Raw genomic sequence first — 18962 nt, 5'->3', positions numbered from 1 at the left:
CTGTCATACCTCCAAACTACCGCGCGCATCGCGTGGACCCGTGCCGGTGGCCGTTCTGAACGGGATACAGTCATCCGCCATGACCCATGCCCCCACCTACCTAGCCGAAACGGCGCAAGCCTACGACGCGATCGCCGTCATCTACGAAGAGTTCGTCAACGGCTCGCTCGACCGCCTGCCCCTCGACCGCGCCATGGTCGCCTCGTTCGCCGACATCGTGCGGACGACCGGCGGCGGCCCCGTCGCGGAGGTCGGCTGCGGCCCCGGCTACATGACGGCGCACCTGCGCGACCTCGGCCTGGACGCCCACGGCATGGACCTGTCCCCCACGATGATCGACCTCGCCCGCGCGGCCTACCCCGACCTGCGCTTCCACGTCGGCTCGATGGACGCCCTGGACCTGGCCGACGGCGAACTGGCCGGGCTGGTGTCGTGGTACTCCGTGATCCACACGCCGCCGCAGGAGCTGCCGTCGTACTTCACCGAGTTCCAGCGCGTACTGGCCCCCGGCGGACATCTCCTGCTCGGCTTCTTCGAATCGGAGGGCGGCCCCGTCGTGGCCTTCGATCACCGGGTGACCACCGCCTACCGCTGGCCCATCGACGAACTCGCCGAACTCGCCCGCGAGGCGGGCTTCACCGAGCTCGCCCGGATGCTGCGCGAGCCCCTGGAAGACGAACGCTTCCGCCGGGGTCACCTCCTAATGCGCAAGGGGTAGAACTGCCTGGCGCGGCGTTTTCGGATCGGCCGGCGTTGGAAAATTAAGAGAACCGAAATCGCGCGTCCGTAAAGTGTGGCACCCGAAAGCGACTCAAGATCATGGGATGGTCATGCTGAAGAAGCTCTCCGGTGCCGCCGTAACGATGTTCGCCGTCATGCTGGCCTCGTCGCCCGCCACCGCCGCGACGTCATCACAGACCACGAGACTCGCCTGGGACTGCGCCAACGAGTTCGAGCAGAACGACGGTGACGCGGGCGGCTCCTCCGGCGAGGTCAGAGGCTATTGGACGGGACTACCGGCGACGCTGACTGCGCGGTTCCGGGCCTACGGCGAGGTCCTCACCGTGAAGAATGATTTCGCCCCCAGATGGGTGAACGTCACGCTCTACCGGCTCACTCCCAATGGGAACATTCTAATCGCCGACGCGACAACGGACCAGGAGTCCAAGACCCGTGACCTGAACCTGGCGGAAGGACTCAAGGTCTTCATCCGGATGTCGTACAACGGCAACCGATGCAACAGCAACGTATTCACCACCTGAGCAGGACGCGGCCGACCTGATGGGAAATCGCCCGCACGGCCGAGGCCCCCGCCGACCGCACCAGGTCGGCCGGGGCGGGTGCATGAGCCATGACCGCTACGCCTTGGCGTCATCGGGCCCAGCCGACGAAAAGCCGCCGAACATCCGGCCCTTCGCGCTCGCCGGCGCGTCGAGCGCGTGCAGCGCCCGCCCAAGCGCACCTTCCTCATAGCCGAAATGGGCCTTCATGTTGGCCTTGATATTGTTGATCTGCAGAAACAGCTCCTGCGGCGTCGCTTCCGGCGACTCCAGGCTCCGCTGAAACTCGGCGAGCAGCCGCGCGAGAATCTGATGCTCACGCCTCAACCGCGCGATCTCGGGCTCCAGCTCCGGCATCCGCTTCAGCAACGCCGGAAAGAATTCGGCGTCCTCACTGCGGTGATGGCTCCCCAGCGCGGAACAGAACGTGTAGCAGAAGGCGAGCAGTTCGCCATTCAGCGCCTGGGCCCGCAACCCGGAACGAATCGCCTTCCGAGCGTCCTCCAGCGCCTTCTCCAGCCGATGATGCACATTCTGCAGCTCAAGGTGCCAGGCGAAGACCCGATCACGGAACATGGTGGTCACTCCGGCTCCGCTCGGGCAGCGCGAGCACGAGCGCGAAGGCGACGATCACGAACGCGACGCTGACGACCATGTTGGGCGGGATGAAGAGCCCGCTGCCGACACCGCCGGCCAACAGCGGTACGACCAGGATGCCGGTGAACGCGGCGAAGTAGACCAGAGCCGGCACGACACCGCCGGTGAAGGCCCGGCTCCTGAAAAGCCGCGGCGGAACCAGGGGTTCACCGCCGCGCCCGGCCACCCGGCGCTCCCACAGGGCGAAGCAGACGAGCACCGGCGGGCTGGAGAGCATCAGCAGGTACGACCACAGCGGCCAGCCCCGCTCCTGCCCCTGGATGAGCGGGACGAGCATGCTCACCAGGCCGGTGGTGAGCAGGACGAACCCGATCCAGTCCGTGCGGACGCGCCGCTCGTTCCGTGGAACAGGAGGAAGCAGCCACAACGCTGCGATGACGGCGAGAACGCCGATCGGCAGGTTGACGCCGAAGATGTAGCGCCAGCCGTCCCGTGCGCCGAAGTGCTCGCTGATGAGACCGCCCGCGAGCGGCCCCAGAGCGGTGGAGACGCCGATGGTCGCCCCCATGACGGCGAAAGCCCGGCCGCGGAGCTCTCCGGGGAACATCAGCTGGATGAGCGCGGTGATGGCGGTGTAGAAGATCCCGGCCGCGAGCCCCTGGACGGCACGGGCGAGGATGAGCTGCAGGTCGTCCTGGGCGAGCGCGCAGGCCGTACTGGCGGCCGTGAACAGGATCAGCCCCGCGAGAAAGACCGGCCGGTGCCCGTACCGATCTCCGACGCGCCCCGCCGGGACCAGCGCGAGACCGTACGCGAGCAGGTAGCCGGAGAACACCCACGACAACGTGGACCCCGACGCCCCCAGCCCGGTGTACATCGCGGGCAGTGCGACATCGACGATAGTGGTGTCCAGCAGCGCCATGAGCGCGCCCGTCAACAGGACGGCCAGCGCGAGCCGGGCGGAGCGCGGCGCCGACCGTAACTCACTCGGCTCGGTCATGGGTCCCCCTCCGCGCCTTCTCGTCAACGATCACCTCGGCCAGCCGCCCCGCCAGCCCCTCATGCCAGTCGACCTCCGCCCGCAGGCGGACCACCCGGTGCTCCATGGCGAGCGACTCGGCCACGGAGAGGTAGCGGGAGATCGCCCGCATGAGCGTCTCGTACTCGGTGAGCATCGCCTTCAGCGACGTGACCCGAGCATCGATGACGGCCGGCAGATCATCCAGATGCTCCGGCCCGAGCCGGGTGAGGATGAGGTCGAATGGATCGGGTTTCAGAACGATCTCCCGCAACCCACTCAGCCGCAGCGCCGACAGCGTATGCGCCCCGTCATCGGTGATCCTCCAGACCTTCCGCTGCGGATACAGCCCGACCTGCTCCGTCCGCACCTCCTCGATCAGCCCCTCCGCGTCGAGACGCTTGAGCGCCCCATAGAGCCCTCCAATGGTGATGTCGGTCCACAGATCGAGATGCTCCTCCTCCGCCAACAACCGCAACTGATGCCCATGCATCGGCCCACGCCTCGCGAGCGAGCCCAGGATGAAGATTCGAATTGACGACACAGGACTAGTCTTGCAAGAGTAGTCCTCCAAGGGCAACCCCGGCCATCGATCCCCCACACCCTCGAAGATCGAAAAGGCCCTCGCCCCGAAGCCGGGAGAGGGCCTTCGAAGTGCGGAGGCTCCTGGAATCGATGGTCTCTCTAGAACAGAGTGGTGCGACGATTACCGCAACCAGCGCGTCTAAACCAACCGTTCCTGAATCTGGGTGAACCCTCCGCCGGAGAATCCCGAAAGCGACGACCAGGCGCCGTTGGTCGCCCAGTTACCGTTGTGCCATGTGCATGAGCCGGGACGGCAGTACTCGGCTTCCACTCGATAGGTCTGGCTCGTCGCGCACGACACTCGGGCGTACGTCACCAGGTCGGACCGCCGCTCGCACGGCTGGTCAGCCGAGGCGCTCACCACCCGGATACCGGCGATGTAGGTGGAGGAGGCCGATGCCGAGGCAGGGGCGGCAAGCGAAAAGGTTGCGGCGAGCGCGACGATTCCCAGGCCGAGACGACTTGACATAGCTAAATCTCCGTTCGAAACGGGTCTTGTCGACCTCCTGTATCGTAAGCAGGCAAAAGGTAAGACGTACCTTCTCGCGAGGAGTTTGGCGGCAAACATGAGACTTCTGGCAGGAAACATGCGATTGCGAGTTTCTCGATTCCAGAGTTCTGCGACGATATAAATGGCAAAGACGCGAGTTTTGGGCCTCGGCCTTGGCCTCGGTCTTGGACACGATGGTCGTGCGATCGAGGTGAGACCCGACAAGAGCGGCCGGCCTCAATGGCGCTTGGCGGGCTCGCTACAGCGCGCCGCCCGGCCCGGACGGCAAGCGCCGTCAGCCCTGACTCGGCCCCTTCAGCACCGAGGATGAAGCGGGTAAGCCCTCCGCAAGGCGTCCCCGTACTCAACGAGGACGGCATCGTTCCCGACCGGAGCCTGACCTTCGGCGTCCTGCGCCAAGCGGAACCGCCTGCTGCGGGTGGCCCAGTGCCGTGCGGGCCGGTACCTCGCAGAAGAGCCGCCGTCACCCCTGAAGATCGAAAAGGCCCTCGTCCCCGAACAGGGGAGAGGGCCTTTGAAGTGCGGAGGCTCCGGGATTTGAACCCGGGATGGGCGTGAACCCAAACCGCATTAGCAGCTCGCCACCCACCCATCCCAACCCATCCCAACACGTCCCACCTGGACGAACTCGCACTTGGTGGGCTGTCTGGAACCTGGTGGTACGGAGCGGAACTGCAACCCAAACTGCAACCGCGACGATCTTTGGCCGCGCCAACGAACACCCCGCCGTCTGATCACCCCGCCTACCTCGACCTGCCGCAAAGTGGCAGACCGTCGACGGAGGGGCAAGCCTGTCTTCGCGGTGTCCGTTCACCCGTCGCCGTTCCTCGGTCATGGGATGCCAACCGTCAAAGCCGAGTCCGAGCCGGAAGGTCGGCCTGCTGGGCTTGCCTGGATCACAACAGACGGAATTAACAGGCCCACCTCCGCTAAATGTGGCTCCGCGATGCGCTCTAGCCCCCATTGGTCCCCTCCGAACGGGCACGCAGGTCCACGGCCTGTCATTCAACTATTCCACACCGGCGCGTTTCGTCACCCTTGGTACACTTTATCCCTTATGTACGACTTGTGTGACTATTGCGTGGCAGAGACAGATCTGAAAACCCATGACTAGCACGGGAGGCGCGGATAGGCTTGTCGTATCGGAACTTCGTACGGTTGGTGGAAGGTTATTACATGTCGTTCATTGAGGGGATTATAAGTGGTCTCATTGTAGAAGCGGCGACTCTGATGGGTCGGCGCCTGAGGGTGGCCATAAGAAGCACAGGAAACGCACGCAAGGCGGACCTGGAAGTTGTGCGCTGGTTCGATACCTACAAAATGGTGAACTCTGGACCGGAAATCACGGTTGATGAAACTTTCACCCAACAGCTCGCGCAAGCACTCCGTTCGTCCACCGTTCACGCAATCATCCACGAACTACTTGCGGCGCGTCTAACAGATGCTCCAGAAAATGAAGTAGAGCGGTTGGAGGTCGCACTACATGACGCGCTCTCAGCCGAGGGGTGTGGCGAAATTTCGGAAAGTGTATTTGCTTCCTTCGATCATCATATCTGTACACTTGTCGGCCAACTGTCCACTGATAAAAGCGGTGCACTAGCGCAGCTTCGTCAGGAGGCTTTCCTGGGTAGATTGAACGCTACCCTGTCAGCTATTGAGCGCCACGCAGCGGTACTGGCACGGCGGCATGACCCCGAGGCGGCCAGACAGTTTATCGCCCGTTATCGCCGCCAGGTTCGGGAGCACCATGGAAAGCTAGAGCCTCCTGACTTCCAGCGTCGCCGCCGAGTGCCACTAGAGCGTCTCTACGTTCCGCCAAAGATTGTGTTCACGGAGCCCAACCCAGGCGAGTCGAGCGGAATCGACGTGCAGGCGCTCGACGAGCTAATCGACCGTGTTGTCCTGCTCGGTGATCCTGGAGGCGGCAAGACGACCTGCACTCAATTTCTAATGCATAGGCACGCGTCCGATGAACTTTCACTGGTGCCATTGCTGGTCACACTGCGAGACTTCGCGGCGGATGACCCGCCAGCCCGATCCGTCGTGGGATTTTTGGAGCACCGACTTGAGACGTTTTACCAATGCCGTCCCCCGGAAGATCTAGTAGAAAGGCTACTGCTCGATGGCGCAGCCCTGGTCGTGTTTGATGGACTGGACGAGCTCGTGGACACCACGCGTCGGGCGGAAATCGCCTCGATCGTGGAACTTTTCTGCTCTGAGTTCCCATTGACGCGCGTGCTGGTGACTTCGCGTGTAGTCGGCTACGAGCAGGCTCGGTTAGACCCAAAACAGTTCACAACGTATAAGGTCGCTGGATTCGATGAAGGTCGAGTCAAGGACTATGTGCTGCGATGGTTCGGAGAGGAGGACAACACCACGCCAGAGCGAGCGGCCGAGCTGGCCAAGGTGTTCATGATCGAGAGCGCCAGCGTACCCGACTTACGCGCCAACCCATTGATGTTGGCTCTCATGTGCATCCTGTACCGGGGTGAGGGCTCGATCCCGCAAAATCGACCAGAAGTATATGAGGAATGCGCCAAGTTACTGTTTACAAAATGGGACGAACGCCGAAAGATTCATATGGAACTGCAGGCTAAGCACCTCATCGAGCCTGCCCTTCGCCATCTGGCCTATTGGCTGCTGACTAGGGATGAGGCAAGGGCTACAGTATCGAAGCGGCAACTTATCGACGAGACGACGCAATTTTTGGGCAGCCACCGGTTTGAAGATCCAGACCAGGCACTGGCGGCGGCCGACCAGTTCGTAGAGTTTTGCCGCGGACGCGGATGGGTGTTCAGCGACGCGGGCACGACTGCCCATGGGGAAGAACTCTACACCTTTACACATCGGACTTTCATGGAATACTTCGCAGCTGCACATTTGGCTGCTGACTGTGACACGCCCGCTGACTTGGCTAAGCGGCTTGCTCCGCGCGTCGCCAGACAGGAGTGGGATGTGCCGGGCCAGCTCGCAGTACAAATAAAGAATAAGAACACCAACCGTGGTGGCGAGCGAGTAATAGAGGCCCTACTTAACGAGCGTCGCTACCGCGCTGCTGAGGGCAGGGGAAATGTGCTCGGCTTTCTGGCTCGATGTCTATCATTCATCGACCCGCCACCAAGGCTCGTGCGTGCGCTGACCGATAGAATTCTTGACCATGCATTGCGCGACACATACTCAACTGATTTAACAACTCCTCTACAGTGGCTTCTTACAAGCGCCGACTCAACGAGAGTTGATGTATCCACTCAGATAGAAAGCTGGCTTTCCGCCATCCTTAAGACGACGGATGAAAATAAGCGCATTAACGGCCTCCGACTTATTTTCGCTATTGAAATTCTCGGCGAAGGTCGCCATTTGCAGGACTACTGGCGCGAACAGAAAAGCGCTCTATGCGTTCAGCATCGCTCGACACTCATCTCATACGCTCACATCCCTGAAATCGCTGTGGGCACCTGGCACGAAGAGCAAATTTCGGCAGAGGCAGTCCTGGCAGCACACGACAATAGATTAGACTTCCTGTTTCAAATGCCGAATATCGGCATCCGCAATGTGCGCTGGATTAGTATTGCCTGGTCTTGTCTTCAGACTGTACTCAAGGATGAGAATGTTACAGAAAATGTCCGCGTCTGCGAAGCGCTAAATATTATACAACGCCGCATATCGGACCCCTCCGAGATTCCTAGGTTTGATTTTACGCTCCCAGTGAGCTCTTTGAGTTTACTACTGAATGAGCGACTTGAACCTGCTTCCTACATTCTTCCAGCCGAGCTGTACGGGCCTGCAGCGTTTATTGTTGCGATTACGGTAGAGTTATCGGACAAGAGGGAGGATATTCCACCTTCACTCCTCGGACCGTTGAGTGATTTCTCGCCATACCTTGTCCGGCGTGTCGCCAACGGCCATACTGGCGAGCTTCCTCCGCTACCTATTGACATGCACTTACAAGAACTTCTCGCCAGTTGGGCTCGCAGGGAGATTGACTTAACCGGCGCTGGCTGACTTAAAATGCGAGGCGGCGCAGAGAGCCCTATGTAGCCCGGTGGGCCAGGGCTGAGGAACGAAGCTCTGGCCCTGCGATCGCCCCCAACCACGACAAGAGCTCGGCCACTCCGTGGCGATCGTCGTGCTGCATGGTGCGGTGGCGTGACCAGTGTGTCGGTTCCTCGGGACCAGTCGGCGTGTCGGCCGCAGCGCGGCCCGAGCTGCTGGCGGCTGGGACCGGCCTCCAGGCCGCATGCCCGGCCGCCGAGCGGGCGTGGGGCCGCGCGGCGGCGCGGAGCGCTGCCGCCTTGATCTACATGAGGGGAATTCGGCAGTATCCGAGCACTGGCTGGTGGATGCCGTGTACGGAGGGTGGCTCAGCCGGTAGCTTCGCGGTGTGGCTTCCAATGAAGAGCGGTCGCGCTGGGTCGTCCATGGGGAACGGCTGGTCTATGACAACCGGTGGATCCGGGTGGGGCTGGCTGATGTGCAGATCCCGGATGGGGAGCGGTTCGAGCACCATGTGGTGCATCTGGATCGGGCGGCGATCGCGGTGGTGGTGGACGAGCAGGAGCGGGTGCTGATGATGTGGCGGCATCGGTTCGTGTTCGACCGGTGGGGGTGGGAGCTGCCGGGCGGGCTGATCGACGGGGATGAGGACGCGCTGACCACTGCGGCACGGGAGGTGGAGGAGGAGACCGGGTACCGGCCCAAGGAGGTCGAGCATCTGGTGACCTATCAGCCGATGGCCGGGATGGTGGACGCGGAGCATCACATCGTGTTGTGCCGTGGGGCGGACCTCATCGGGGCGCCTACCGGGGATGAGGTGGAGGCGGACCTGATCGAGTGGGTGCCGATGGCGGAGATCCCGGGCATGGTGGCGCGCGGGGATGTCTGGACGTCAGGGACCTTGATCGGGGTGTACGCGGCTCGCGAACGGCTCAACGCAGAGCGCGGTTGACCGCCTGGAGCAGTTCGTCCACGCGTCGGCGGAAGCGGCGGGAGCCGGTCATGTCGGCGAGCTGGCGGGCGCGGTGGATGTGCGGTTGGGCGGCTTCGGCGTCACCGGCGGCGAGCAGGGCGAGGCCCAAGTCGCAGCGAAGGCCGGCTTCGGCGCGGTTGTAGGTGCCGTCCATGCCCGCCAGGGACGAGCGGAGGTCTTCGACGGTGGCGGCGTCGCCGAAGTTGATGAGGCAGGCACCGCGCCAGCGGCTCAGATGGTGGGCGTTGATCGACAGGTAGGGCATGCCGGGGTCGGCGTCGCCTTCCGGCAATAGGGCGGCGGCCTGGTCGAGTGCGCTGCGACAGGCGGCCTCGTCTCCGAGGATCGCGGCGGCTTCGCCCTCTGCGGCCGACATCCAGGTTCGCAGCCTGGCAGGGATCCGGTCGGCGTGAGATCGGTGGACGTGGCGCAGTACTTCCGCGGCTTCGCCGGGCCGTTGCAGCTCCATGAGCACGTAGGCCTGTTCGCCGGAGACGTAGGCCAGGACGGCGGGGTCGTCGGCTTCGCGGGCGGCGGACTTGGCCTGTTCGTAGAGATTCCAGGCGTCGTTGAGCGCGCACCGGTGTGGATGGCCTGCCATCCGGCCAGTGAGGCGGTCTCGGCGTAGACGTGCGCGAGGCTGCTTCGAATGCCGGGCCGTACGGCGTGGCGGTGGGCGCGTTCGATCTGGTTGAGCTGAGCGCGCATCTTGTCGGCGATGGCCGCTCCCCCGAGGCGACGGTCCATGAGCCGCAGGTTATTGGTCTCGGTGGTGAGGATCATGACCATGGTCGGGTCGATGGCGGCAGCGGCTTCGAGGCGGGCGGTCAGCTCGGTGCTCTGCTCCTGGTGGGCGTTGGCGTGATCATCTCTGGGTGAGGCGATATCGCGCGGGGCGAGGCCAAGCAGGATGCGCGCGTGGTCGGGTAGTCCGAGCCCGGTGGCGATGCGATCGAAGACCTCCAGCTCGCTGATGGCGAGGTGCCTGCGCATGATCTGGCTGACCCGCCCTTGAGACAGGCCGGTCGCCGTGCCGATGCGGACCTGGCTGGCACCGCAGTACTTCGCCACAAGCCCGAACAATCCGCCTATATCGCGGCTCTTCAGAATTTCCCGAGTATCATCGCGATCCCATAGCCAATCCGGCAGATTAAGCGGATCGAAAGCATTATGCTGCATTCGACCCTCCCAAATGCCGGTTTCCGCAGGCACGGCATCGCCTCACTCCTCTTTATATCTCACCGTGCAATATCACCGTGTAATTGGCGGGCCTGTGCGCCGCGTTCATCCTTTACGGCATGAGCAAGCCGATCAAGTGCACCACATGCGACGGACGCGGGTGGATGATTGTCATGCGTCGCGGATCTGTGGGAGCGGCAAGTCTGGGCATCGCCCCGTCCTCGCGCGAGGACTGCCTGTACTGCGATGGTCCGGCTGAGCACCCGTGCGAGATGTTCGAGTGGGAGGTCCAGGTCATCGTCGGGAACCCGGTCGGCCTGGGGGCATGCGGGGCCAGTTCTGGGCACGCCACGGCGATGGACGCCCTCCGTACCGCCCTCCGTAAGCTCGACCCGGAGACAGTGGCCTGGGGCCGGATCATCCACCGCGTCTACGAGTTCGGGGCGGCTCCGGACGGCTGGCGCAGACAGGTGATCTTCCACGCGAGCAGAGGCCCCGCCGGCACGGTTGTTTTCGACCGCATCCAGACATGAGCGCCCGTATCTGGTTTGAGGGTATGGAGTGCGTGGCTCCGCACCCTTCACCACCTAAGCCAAATTACACGCTTCTGGCATGGCATGAATTCTGCCGCTTCACCCACATTCATGTGGTCAAATGGACGTGCCACGAGCACCGCACTACGTTTTACGAGTTGTGCACTTCTGGTGGATTGGGATTCATTCGCCGGACCACCGTGCGCGACGGACGGCGGACCGTGGCCTATAGCGACGCATGGTCGCTCGCCAACTGTGAAACGGTCTGGACTTTCCTGCTGATGGGATTGGCGAGATAGGTAGGCACCTCTGCCTGCACAGCCCATGACACACTCACGGTCAACCGCTAGTCTGCTTATGCAGACAAGTGCAAGAGCGATCGGGCGGTTGACATGAGCATGGAGTTCGCCCCACCGAAGTACGCCCAGGTGATGACCGCGCTTCAGCGGCGCATCGAAGCGGGCGAGTACTCCCCCGGTGACATGCTGCCCTCTGAGACGCAGCTCGTCCGGGAGTTTGGTGTGGGAAGAACGACCGTCGTCCGGGCCCTTCAGACACTTGCCATGCAAGGGTGGATCGAGCGTGAGCACGGGCGCGGGTCCTTCGTGAAGGGCCGCCCGGAAGCCGCCGTCGATCGGATCCGCCCCGGCCTCGGTACTGCGGAGCGTCCCGAGGACCAGACGAACGTCATGGATGTCCGGCGCGTGGCCGCCCCGCGCCACATCGCACGCCTTATGGGAGTCGCCGAACGAACGCCCGTCATCGCCCGCACGCGCGTGGCCATGCAGGGCGGCAGGCCCTCGGCCGTGGAAACGCTGTGGTTCCCGCTTGAGATCGCGGTCGGCACCGACGTGGACAAGCCCGCCCCCTTGCGGCAGGGCATCCGGCAGCACCTCCAGGCGGTCAAGCATCTCCGTTTCGACCACATCACCGAACGGCTGACCGCCCGCAAGCCCACCGAGGAAGAGGCGGAACTGCTGGGAAGCGCCAACGCCGTCCTCGGAGTCCTGGCGACCGTGCATGATCCATCAGGAGCCGTGGTGCTGACCTTGAGCATTGCCTTGCCCGGCTCCCTCCATGAGCTGGAGGACGTCTACCAAGTGAGGTAGATCTTACTTCTCCGACACGCTCAATCACTTGTCCGGACGAGTCCCGTTCAGCTACTCTCAACTTGTCCGCACAAGCGGATGACCGCACAAGAATGTAAGGAGACAGATCATGGCCATACAGGGCCCCATCCCGGTCGCCTTCGACCAGGTGTTCCCGCACGGCTGCTACATCGTCGGGGAGGTCGAGAAGGTCAAGGACTTCGACGCCTCCACGCGGGAGCGCTTCGTGCAGGCACGCGACAAGCAGAGCGGTGAGCCGGTCTGGCAGGTCGCGGTCATGGACGCCGATCCTGCGCTGAAGGCGGCTCAGAAGACGGTCGCGGTGAAAATCCTCGGTAGCGACGAGCCGACCGTTCCACCGGCGGCCCCGGGATCGCCGTTCACGCCGGTCGAGTTCGACGGCCTCACCGTCACGCCGTACGTCAACGCGGCCGGACGGCTCGCCTACTCCATCCGGGTCCGGGCGATGCGCGCGCCGCGCACTGCCAAGCCCGTCAAGGAGGCGCAGTGACCGCCCGCGAGCCGTACACCTACGTCACGGTGTCGCTGCGCGAGGGCGGCGAGACGGACGTGTCCGTCTCCTTCCTCACGCCCGACATCAGCGTCCGCGCGCTCGTCATCGACGATGCCCGGCCGTACCTGAGCCTCAGCACCACGGAGGCCAACGTGTCGATCTCGACATCGGGCGGCGGACAGGTCAGCGCCCATGACGTGGCGCTGGCCCGGGAGATCGCGGACAACGCGACGCGCTACCTCGCCGACTGCGAGCGGCTCCACATCCAGGCCCCTCCATGCGACGAGGCGGCCTGAGAGACAAGGCGGGGCCGCTGGAAGCGGCTACTTCCGGCGGCCCCTGGTTTCTCCCCTGATGCGATCACGAGAGAGGTCACCAGCTTATGCTCAGGAAACTTCCGGGAGACGAGACCCGAAATCTCGTCTCCACCACTCCCGACACGGCCGTGGTCTTCCGCCCGGCCGTCGTCCGGACACCCACGATCGTCGTCGTCACCGTCTTCGTCTGCCGCGCACTGGCGGCCGTCGTCCGCACGGTGTGGCGGCATCCTCTCGCCTCGACCGGGGTCGTGGCGCTCATGTCGGTGTCGATCCTGTACGGCTGGCGGTGGGGCCTCGGCCTGGCCGTCTCCCCCATCCTCGGCCTGGCCATCTGGAGCCTGGTCGACCGGGCCTCGTTCCTCCGGCTGACCGGCTGGCGGCTCCTGGCCTTCTGGCGCCGCTTCCGCATCTACCGGCGGCACTGGCAGCCGGTCATGGTGGTCTCCGGCCTGGGAAGACACCTGCGTGGCCGGGACTACCTTCCGCACCTGGTGGGCGTCACGTGCACTTCGTGGGCCGACCTGGTCACGGTGCGAATGCTGACGGGGCAGTCGGTCAAGGACTGGACCGATCGCGTCGATCACCTGGCGCACGGCTTCGGCTCCCGGAGCTGCCGCGTGGCGATCGCTCGTGCCGGTCGGCTCGTCCTGACCTTTCCTCGGCGGGATCCGCTCGCCACGCCGCTGCCCGCCGTACCCATCTCGGATGTGGTCTCCGTAGGTCCGGTAGAGGTCGGGGCACAAGAGGACGGCAGGCCGTGGCGGCTACGCGTCCACGGAACCCATGTCCTCGTCGCGGGTGCGACCGGGGCCGGCAAGGGGTCGGTCATCTGGTCGCTGATCCGTGGGCTGCTGCCCGCCGTCCGGGCAGGGCTGGTTCAGGTATGGGCGCTGGACCCCAAGCGGATGGAGCTGTCCTTCGGGCGGGCGCTCTTCGGTAAGCGTTACGCCGCCACCCCGGCCGAGTGCGCCGACCTGCTTGAGGCGGCCGTGGCCGTCATGCAGGAACGAGCCGACCGGTTCGCGGGCCGTCAGCGTACGCACACACCCACCCGGCACGACCCGTTCGTGCTCGTCGTGGTGGACGAGGTGGCGTTCCTGACCGCCTACCAGTCCGACAAGGGCCTCAAGCTGCGGATCTCCGCCGCGCTGGCCACCCTCACCACCCAGGGCCGCGCGGTGGGCGTGGGCGTCCTCGCCGCCCTCCAGGACCCGCGCAAAGAGGTCATGAACATCCGCAACCTGTTCCCCGACAAGATCGCCCTCCGGCTCGACGAGTCCGAGCAGGTGGACATGGTCCTCGGCGACGGCGCACGGGATCGCGGCGCACTGGCCGACCACATCTCTCCCATCCCGGAACAGGGCGCGGGCATCGGGTACGTGCGGCTGGAATCCGAACCCGACCCAGTGCGGGTGCGAGCGGCCTACGTCTCCGACGAGGACATCGCAGCCATGGTCGCCGAGTACGCCCCTGCCCAGCAGGCGGCTCCGGATGTTCGGAAGGGCGGCACCCGTGGTTGAGATCGGGCACATCCTGACCGGCCTGCGCTGCGCGGCGTGCGGCGCGATGGACACGCTGTGGTTCGACCTGGCGCGCCTGCTCATCGAGTGCCGTGAGTGCGGCACCGGAGCGCTCCTCGACGTCGGCGACGAGGAGGTGGACGAATGACCGCGCTGACTCGCGCCGAACGCCAGGCGATGCCGCTCGCGCTCGATGTCGCCGTGGAGGTCGCCAAGCAGCACGGTGTATGCGTCCGCCCGGTCACCGTGCGACGCCTGGACACCCTGACGGGGACGTCAGAGAACATCGACATCCCGTGCGGCGCGACCCTGGACGCCAAGTGTCCCTCCTGCGCCAAGCGGAACCGCCTGCTGCGGGTGGCCCAGTGCCGTGAGGGCTGGCACCTCGAAGAAGAGCCCGTCATCACTCCCGATGAGCCCAACGAGGAACAGCGCTGGCTCGTCGCCTTCCGAGCGGACACACAGGCCGAACGGGACATCGCCGCTGCGGCCGGGCAGGACACCTCCGAGCTGGACGAGCTGATCAGCGCGCTGGACGCGGAGATGCATACGGCGGGCCTGCGCGGCAACGTGCTCGGGCGTACGGCGGGCAAGCGCTCCCGCTCGACCAGGCGGCGACAGGACGCCCCCGACCTTCCGCGCCGGAAGATGACCGACTTCACCCTTGGCCGGACCTACGCCAGCCCCGACGGCAAGGTCTACCGGCCATCGCTGTTCGTCACGCTCACCCTGCCGTCCTACGGCAAGGTCCGCGAGGGCGCACCCGTCGATCCCGGCACCTACGACTACGCGCGAGCCGCCCGGGACGCGCTGCATTTCTCCAAGCTGGTGGACCGGTTCGTGCAGAACCTGCGGCGGGTGGCGGGCTATGACGTGCAGTACTTCGCCACCGTCGAGCCACAGAAACGGCTCGCGCCGCACCTGCACATGGCGATCCGCGGGACGCTCCCCCGCGCCGAGCTGAAGCAGATCGCTGCGGCCACCTATCACCAGGTCTGGTGGCCCGCCGTGGATCGGGTGGCGTTCGAGGGCGATCACCTGCCCGTCTGGAGCGACGACGTCGGCTACCTCGACCCGGCGACCGGCGAAGTCCTGCCCACCTGGGAACAGGCCCTCGATGACGTCACCGACCCGATGCACGTCCTGCGGTTCGGTGACCAGCTCGACGTGCAAGGCGTGCTCGCCGGAACACCGGACGCCGACCAGTGCATCCGGTATCTGTCCAAGTACCTCACCAAGTCGATCGGCGACACGCTCGACTCCGATGACATCAGGAGACGCGACCACGCGGCCCGCCTGATCGAGGCGCTGCGCTACGAGCCCTGCTCGCCGTCCTGCCCGAACTGGCTGCGCTACGGCGTCCAGCCCAAGAACGCCAGCGCGGGCATGACACCGGGCCGCTGCCGTGGCAAGGCGCACAAGCCGGACCACCTCGGCTACGCGGGCCGCCGCGTCCTGGTCTCCCGCAAGTGGTCCAACAAGACCCTCGCCGAACACCGGCAGGACCGCCGCACCTGGGTCATGGAAGCCCTCGGTCTCGACCGGGAGCCGACCGACCCGCACCGCTACACCTGGAAACCCGTTCCGGCCGGAGACGCCAGCCTGCCACCCCTTGCCCTGCGCCTGCTGCGCATGGTCGCCGAACGCCAACGCTGGCGCGCGAGCCTCCAAGCCCTGGAGTCACGGGCCGGGCTTTCGGCAACCGGCGCTACGGAGAGGCGGGTGGCCTGAGATGGAGAAACTCTTCTATCGCCCCAAAGAGGCCGCCCTCGCGCTCGGCATGAGCCGTACGGCCGTGTTCCGCCTGATCAAGTCCGGTGAGCTGCGGTCGATCAAGTACGAGGGCTACCGGCTCGTACCTGCTGCCGCGCTCGAAGCGTTCGCGCGCGCCTTGGAAGGGGTGGCGTGATGGGCGACCGGAAGCCCAACGGACGCTCCTCCATCTACCTCGGCGCGGATGGCTTCTGGCACGGCTGGGTCACCGTCGGTCTCAAGCCGGACGGCTCACCTGATCGTCGCCACCGCAAAGGCAAGACCGAGGCGGACGTAACGGCGAGGGTCGCCGCCCTGGAGCGACAGCGGGAGTCCGGGAACGTCAGCAAGCCTGGACGGGCGCCCACCGTCGCCGAGTGGATGGGCGAATACCTCGACGTCATCTGTGAACGGCTGGTGGCGTCGGGCAAGATGGCCCCTCGAACGTTGGATGACTATAGATCGAAGACCCGCCATTGGGTCATTCCGCTTCTCGGCAGGCATCGCCTCGACAAACTCGCGCCCGAACACCTGGATCAGGCTTACACGACCATGCTGGAGCGTGGGCGTTCGTCGAGCACGGTTCTCAAGGTCCACCGGATCATCGCCCGAGCGCTGAAGATCGCCCTGCGGCGTGGCAAGATCACGCGGAACGTCGCGACACTGGTGGACGCTCCGGCGGCCAATGATCCCGATCTCACTCCGCTTACCCGGGAAGAGGCACGGAAGATCCTGGAGACCGCGAAGTCCAGGAGGAACGCGGCACGCTGGTCGGTGGCGCTCGCGCTGGGCATCCGGCAGGGAGAGGCGCTTGGGCTCCGGTGGTCGTTCGTCGATCTCGACGCGGGCGTGATCAAGGCTTGGTATCAGGTGCAGCGCAAGCCGTGGGAGCACGGTTGCGAAGACCCCCATGAGTGTGGCAAAGGCTGGCACCGCTGGCCGTGCAAGGCAAGCTGTCGCGAACACCAACACCACGCGGGCTGTACCAAGCAGTGCAAGCGGCATGGGCACAACTGCCCTACACGGACGTGCCCCAAGGGCTGCACCGGGCATGCCGACCGATGCCCCAAGCGCACGGGCGGGGGCATGGTCTTTCGGCAACGCAAGGGGAAGAGCAAGCTCACTCTTCAGTGCCCGCCCGAACTCCTGCCTGTCCTGCGCCAGCACCGAGCCGAGCAGGCGGCCGAGCGCGGCAGGGCTGGTGATCAGTGGGAAGATCATGACCTGGTCTTCGCGACGCGGCGCGGCAGGCCGATGGAGCGGAGTGAGGACTACAAGGCATGGAAGGCGCTGCTCAAGCGGGCCGGTGTCCGTGACGCCCGACTACACGACGCACGGCACACCGCCGGGACGCTGCTCGTCGAGCAGGGTGTTCACATCCGCGTGGTGCAGGAGATCCTCGGGCATGCCCGGGTGACCACCACCGAGCGATACGCCCATGTGGCGAGTCCCCTGATGCATGACGCGAGTGCCCGCATCGGGGCTGCTCTCTGGGGCGATGCCGAGCAACTGCAACCCGAACTGCAACCCTGACGGTATTGAAGATCGAAAAGGCCCTCATCCCGGAGACGGGAGAGGGCCTTTGAAGTGCGGAGGCTCCGGGATTTGAACCCGGGATGGGCGTGAACCCAAACCGCATTAGCAGTGCGGCGCCATAGACCTGACTAGGCGAAGCCTCCTGGTAGCCACTGTGGCTCACGACAGCGTACCGGCAGCGGGGCCGGGCGGCAAAGCGGATTGCCAGGTGGAGAGGGAAGTGAGGCGCGGAAGACCGTCAGGTGGTGTTGGCGAGGGGGTTACATGAGGTTTGCCCGGTCGTTGGGGAACCGTCCCGACATCCTTTGTCCACAAGCTGTGGACAAAGGATGTGGGTAAGCCAAGGGTGATCAGGAGGCCGCGAGCTGGGCTTCTCCCTCGATCTCGACCTTGACCTTCTTGCCTACGAGGACGCCGCCGGTCTCCAGGGCCTGGTTCCAGGTGAGGCCGAAGTCCTCGCGGTCGAACTCGGTGGTGATGGAGAAGCCCCAGACCTGCTGGCCCCACGGGTTGGTGCCGCTGCCGCCGTACTCGACGGTGAGCTCGACCTCGCGGGTGACGTCGCGGATGGTCAGGTCGCCGGCGACCTTGAACTCGTCGCCGGACTGGCTGATGAAGCGGGTGGTCCGGAAGGTCATCTCCGGGTACTTCTCCACTGCCAGGAAGTCGTCGCTGCGAAGGTGGCCGTCACGGTCGGCGACGCCGGTGTCGATGCTCGCGGTCTGAACGGTGAGTTCGGCGGTGGAGTCGACGGGGTTCTCCGCGATGGTGACGCTTCCGGCGAAGGTCCCGAAACTGCCGCGGACCTTGCTGACCATCATGTGCTTGACGACGAAGCCGATCGTCGTGTGGGCGACGTCAAGGTTGTAGGTGCCGGCGGCCGGGATCGTGAGCCCTTCCCAGGTACGGGTGCTCATGGTGTTCTCCTCGCGGGGACTGTTGCGGTGTGGATGGTTGCGTCAACAGATTTCTACATGAGGAATATTCCGCTCGTCAACTAGTGTCCCCTACACTATGAGTGTGATTCAGTTCGATGACCCCCGTCTGACCGCGATGGGCATGTTGACGGAAGTTCAGACCGGGCTGACCGCGAAGATGAGCCCGGCGTTCACCGCCGCGGGGTTGTCGGAGATGGACTTCGAGACGCTGATCCGGCTGGCCCGCTCGCCCGGTCACGGCCTGCGGATGAGCGATCTCGCCGGGCAGACCGGCCTGTCCACCAGCGGAGTCACCCGCGTCGTGGACCGGCTGGAGCGTGATGGGCTGGTCCGGCGGCAGGCGTGCGCGACCGACAGGCGGGCGTCGTACGCGGTGCTCACCGAGGTCGGGTCCGAACGGCTGGCGGCCGTGCTCCCCACCCACCTCGACGACATCGAGCGCTGGTTCACCGGCCTGCTCAGCCCGGAGCAGCTCGACGCGCTGCTGTCGGCGCTGCGCGTGATCCGCGACGTCGTACGGCCGTGCGCCACCGCCGGCGCGACCGGCCGGGACAACGGCGAGGGCGACGGCCCCTGCCCCGCGTGAACATCCACAAAGCAAGGC

General features: G+C 65.0%; 21 protein-coding genes and 1 tRNA gene. 15 read left to right on the top strand and 7 right to left on the bottom strand.

The features are described 5' to 3' along the window. The first annotated feature begins 79 nt into the window (after positions 1-79). Both P3X83_RS10565 and P3X83_RS10560 read left to right on the top strand, forming a co-directional pair. Entirely contained in the window at positions 80-718 is a 639-nt protein-coding gene (locus tag P3X83_RS10565) for a class I SAM-dependent methyltransferase (RefSeq protein WP_277304754.1), read from the top strand. A 112-nt stretch (positions 719-830) separates the two neighbouring features. Further along, on the top strand, positions 831-1262 hold the full coding sequence (locus P3X83_RS10560) for a hypothetical protein (RefSeq protein WP_277304753.1): 432 nt from the start codon (positions 831-833) through the stop codon (positions 1260-1262). Between the two features lie 96 nt (positions 1263-1358). Here the strand turns inward: P3X83_RS10560 and P3X83_RS10555 are convergent, their stop codons facing one another. The 4 genes from P3X83_RS10555 to P3X83_RS10540 form a co-directional block, all read right to left on the bottom strand. Beyond that, positions 1359-1856: a hemerythrin domain-containing protein gene (locus tag P3X83_RS10555; protein ID WP_277304847.1), complete on the bottom strand. Its 498-nt coding sequence runs from the start codon at positions 1854-1856 to the stop codon at positions 1359-1361. Beyond that, positions 1846-2877 carry an MFS transporter gene (locus P3X83_RS10550; RefSeq protein ID WP_277304752.1) on the bottom strand — a complete coding sequence of 344 codons (1032 nt, stop codon included), beginning with the start codon at positions 2875-2877 and terminating at the stop codon, positions 1846-1848. Before P3X83_RS10550 ends, P3X83_RS10555 begins: the two co-directional genes overlap by 11 nt. Further along, complete coding sequence (locus P3X83_RS10545; protein ID WP_277304751.1) at positions 2861-3439, bottom strand: PadR family transcriptional regulator; 579 nt, start codon at positions 3437-3439, stop codon at positions 2861-2863. The genes P3X83_RS10550 and P3X83_RS10545 overlap by 17 nt, the downstream gene beginning before the upstream one ends. Positions 3440-3619: 180 nt before the next feature. Further along, a complete protein-coding gene (locus tag P3X83_RS10540) occupies positions 3620-3949 on the bottom strand; it encodes a hypothetical protein (protein ID WP_277304750.1) in 330 nt (109 codons plus the stop codon). A gap of 1176 nt (positions 3950-5125) precedes the next feature. Between P3X83_RS10540 and P3X83_RS10535 the strand changes: the two genes are divergently transcribed. Next, positions 5126-7993, top strand: a complete 2868-nt coding sequence (locus tag P3X83_RS10535) for an NACHT domain-containing protein (RefSeq protein ID WP_277304749.1) — start codon at positions 5126-5128, stop codon at positions 7991-7993. Between the two features lie 379 nt (positions 7994-8372). Continuing rightward, on the top strand, positions 8373-8936 hold the full coding sequence (locus tag P3X83_RS10530; protein WP_277304748.1) for an NUDIX hydrolase: 564 nt from the start codon (positions 8373-8375) through the stop codon (positions 8934-8936). Here P3X83_RS10530 and P3X83_RS10525 read toward each other — a convergent pair. Beyond that, positions 8917-9558 (bottom strand): hypothetical protein, encoded by a 642-nt coding sequence (locus P3X83_RS10525; RefSeq protein ID WP_277304747.1) that lies wholly within the window; start codon positions 9556-9558, stop codon positions 8917-8919. The genes P3X83_RS10530 and P3X83_RS10525 overlap by 20 nt on opposite strands. 29 nt (positions 9559-9587) lie before the next feature. On the opposite strand from P3X83_RS10525, the gene P3X83_RS10520 reads away from it, so the two are divergent. From P3X83_RS10520 to P3X83_RS10475, 10 genes are all read left to right on the top strand, one after another. Further along, complete coding sequence (locus P3X83_RS10520) at positions 9588-9836, top strand: hypothetical protein (RefSeq protein ID WP_277304746.1); 249 nt, start codon at positions 9588-9590, stop codon at positions 9834-9836. Between the two features lie 473 nt (positions 9837-10309). Then, positions 10310-10669, top strand: coding sequence for a hypothetical protein (locus P3X83_RS10515; protein ID WP_277304745.1), 360 nt, complete (start codon positions 10310-10312; stop codon positions 10667-10669). Positions 10670-11061: 392 nt separating this feature from the next. Beyond that, on the top strand, positions 11062-11778 hold the full coding sequence (locus P3X83_RS10510) for a GntR family transcriptional regulator (RefSeq protein WP_277304743.1): 717 nt from the start codon (positions 11062-11064) through the stop codon (positions 11776-11778). Between the two features lie 109 nt (positions 11779-11887). After that, positions 11888-12289 (top strand): plasmid replication, integration and excision activator, encoded by a 402-nt coding sequence (locus tag P3X83_RS10505; RefSeq protein WP_277304742.1) that lies wholly within the window; start codon positions 11888-11890, stop codon positions 12287-12289. Then, positions 12286-12588 carry a hypothetical protein gene (locus P3X83_RS10500; protein ID WP_277304741.1) on the top strand — a complete coding sequence of 101 codons (303 nt, stop codon included), beginning with the start codon at positions 12286-12288 and terminating at the stop codon, positions 12586-12588. The genes P3X83_RS10505 and P3X83_RS10500 overlap by 4 nt, the downstream gene beginning before the upstream one ends. 86 nt (positions 12589-12674) lie before the next feature. Continuing rightward, positions 12675-14132: an FtsK/SpoIIIE domain-containing protein gene (locus P3X83_RS10495; protein WP_277304740.1), complete on the top strand. Its 1458-nt coding sequence runs from the start codon at positions 12675-12677 to the stop codon at positions 14130-14132. Beyond that, positions 14125-14280 carry a hypothetical protein gene (locus P3X83_RS10490; protein ID WP_277304739.1) on the top strand — a complete coding sequence of 52 codons (156 nt, stop codon included), beginning with the start codon at positions 14125-14127 and terminating at the stop codon, positions 14278-14280. Before P3X83_RS10495 ends, P3X83_RS10490 begins: the two co-directional genes overlap by 8 nt. Continuing rightward, positions 14277-15863 (top strand): replication initiator, encoded by a 1587-nt coding sequence (locus tag P3X83_RS10485; RefSeq protein WP_277304738.1) that lies wholly within the window; start codon positions 14277-14279, stop codon positions 15861-15863. The genes P3X83_RS10490 and P3X83_RS10485 overlap by 4 nt, the downstream gene beginning before the upstream one ends. Before the next feature lies 1 nt (position 15864). Continuing rightward, positions 15865-16041, top strand: coding sequence for a helix-turn-helix domain-containing protein (locus P3X83_RS10480; RefSeq protein WP_277304737.1), 177 nt, complete (start codon positions 15865-15867; stop codon positions 16039-16041). Beyond that, positions 16041-17417 (top strand): site-specific integrase, encoded by a 1377-nt coding sequence (locus tag P3X83_RS10475; RefSeq protein WP_277304736.1) that lies wholly within the window; start codon positions 16041-16043, stop codon positions 17415-17417. Before P3X83_RS10480 ends, P3X83_RS10475 begins: the two co-directional genes overlap by 1 nt. Before the next feature lie 57 nt (positions 17418-17474). Here the strand turns inward: P3X83_RS10475 and P3X83_RS10470 are convergent. Together P3X83_RS10470 and P3X83_RS10465 are read right to left on the bottom strand one after the other, a co-directional pair. Then, positions 17475-17563: transfer RNA gene (locus P3X83_RS10470), tRNA-Ser, on the bottom strand. A gap of 207 nt (positions 17564-17770) precedes the next feature. Next, entirely contained in the window at positions 17771-18337 is a 567-nt protein-coding gene (locus P3X83_RS10465; protein ID WP_277304735.1) for a YceI family protein, read from the bottom strand. Positions 18338-18479: 142 nt separating this feature from the next. On the opposite strand from P3X83_RS10465, the gene P3X83_RS10460 reads away from it, so the two are divergent. Beyond that, positions 18480-18944, top strand: a complete 465-nt coding sequence (locus P3X83_RS10460) for a MarR family transcriptional regulator (protein WP_277304734.1) — start codon at positions 18480-18482, stop codon at positions 18942-18944. The last annotated feature ends 18 nt before the right edge of the window (positions 18945-18962 follow it).

The sequence above is a fragment of the Spongiactinospora sp. TRM90649 genome, from assembly GCF_029382225.1.
GTDB lineage: Bacteria > Actinomycetota > Actinomycetes > Streptosporangiales > Streptosporangiaceae > Spongiactinospora.
This window is presented reverse-complemented; position numbering and strand designations above follow the sequence as displayed.

Excerpts from the sequence above, each read along its gene's own strand:
- P3X83_RS10565 (WP_277304754.1), top strand. The coding sequence starts at position 80 with ATGACCCATGCCCCCACCTACCTAGCCGAAACGGCGCAAGCCTACGAC.
- P3X83_RS10560 (WP_277304753.1), top strand. The coding sequence starts at position 831 with ATGCTGAAGAAGCTCTCCGGTGCCGCCGTAACGATGTTCGCCGTCATG.
- P3X83_RS10555 (WP_277304847.1), bottom strand. The coding sequence starts at position 1,856 with ATGTTCCGTGATCGGGTCTTCGCCTGGCACCTTGAGCTGCAGAATGTG.
- P3X83_RS10550 (WP_277304752.1), bottom strand. The coding sequence starts at position 2,877 with ATGACCGAGCCGAGTGAGTTACGGTCGGCGCCGCGCTCCGCCCGGCTC.
- P3X83_RS10540 (WP_277304750.1), bottom strand. The coding sequence starts at position 3,949 with ATGTCAAGTCGTCTCGGCCTGGGAATCGTCGCGCTCGCCGCAACCTTT.
- P3X83_RS10525 (WP_277304747.1), bottom strand. The coding sequence starts at position 9,558 with ATGGCAGGCCATCCACACCGGTGCGCGCTCAACGACGCCTGGAATCTC.
- P3X83_RS10515 (WP_277304745.1), top strand. The coding sequence starts at position 10,310 with ATGCGTCGCGGATCTGTGGGAGCGGCAAGTCTGGGCATCGCCCCGTCC.
- P3X83_RS10510 (WP_277304743.1), top strand. The coding sequence starts at position 11,062 with ATGAGCATGGAGTTCGCCCCACCGAAGTACGCCCAGGTGATGACCGCG.
- P3X83_RS10505 (WP_277304742.1), top strand. The coding sequence starts at position 11,888 with ATGGCCATACAGGGCCCCATCCCGGTCGCCTTCGACCAGGTGTTCCCG.
- P3X83_RS10495 (WP_277304740.1), top strand. The coding sequence starts at position 12,675 with ATGCTCAGGAAACTTCCGGGAGACGAGACCCGAAATCTCGTCTCCACC.
- P3X83_RS10485 (WP_277304738.1), top strand. The coding sequence starts at position 14,277 with ATGACCGCGCTGACTCGCGCCGAACGCCAGGCGATGCCGCTCGCGCTC.
- P3X83_RS10480 (WP_277304737.1), top strand. The coding sequence starts at position 15,865 with ATGGAGAAACTCTTCTATCGCCCCAAAGAGGCCGCCCTCGCGCTCGGC.
- P3X83_RS10475 (WP_277304736.1), top strand. The coding sequence starts at position 16,041 with ATGGGCGACCGGAAGCCCAACGGACGCTCCTCCATCTACCTCGGCGCG.
- P3X83_RS10465 (WP_277304735.1), bottom strand. The coding sequence starts at position 18,337 with ATGAGCACCCGTACCTGGGAAGGGCTCACGATCCCGGCCGCCGGCACC.
- P3X83_RS10460 (WP_277304734.1), top strand. The coding sequence starts at position 18,480 with ATGTTGACGGAAGTTCAGACCGGGCTGACCGCGAAGATGAGCCCGGCG.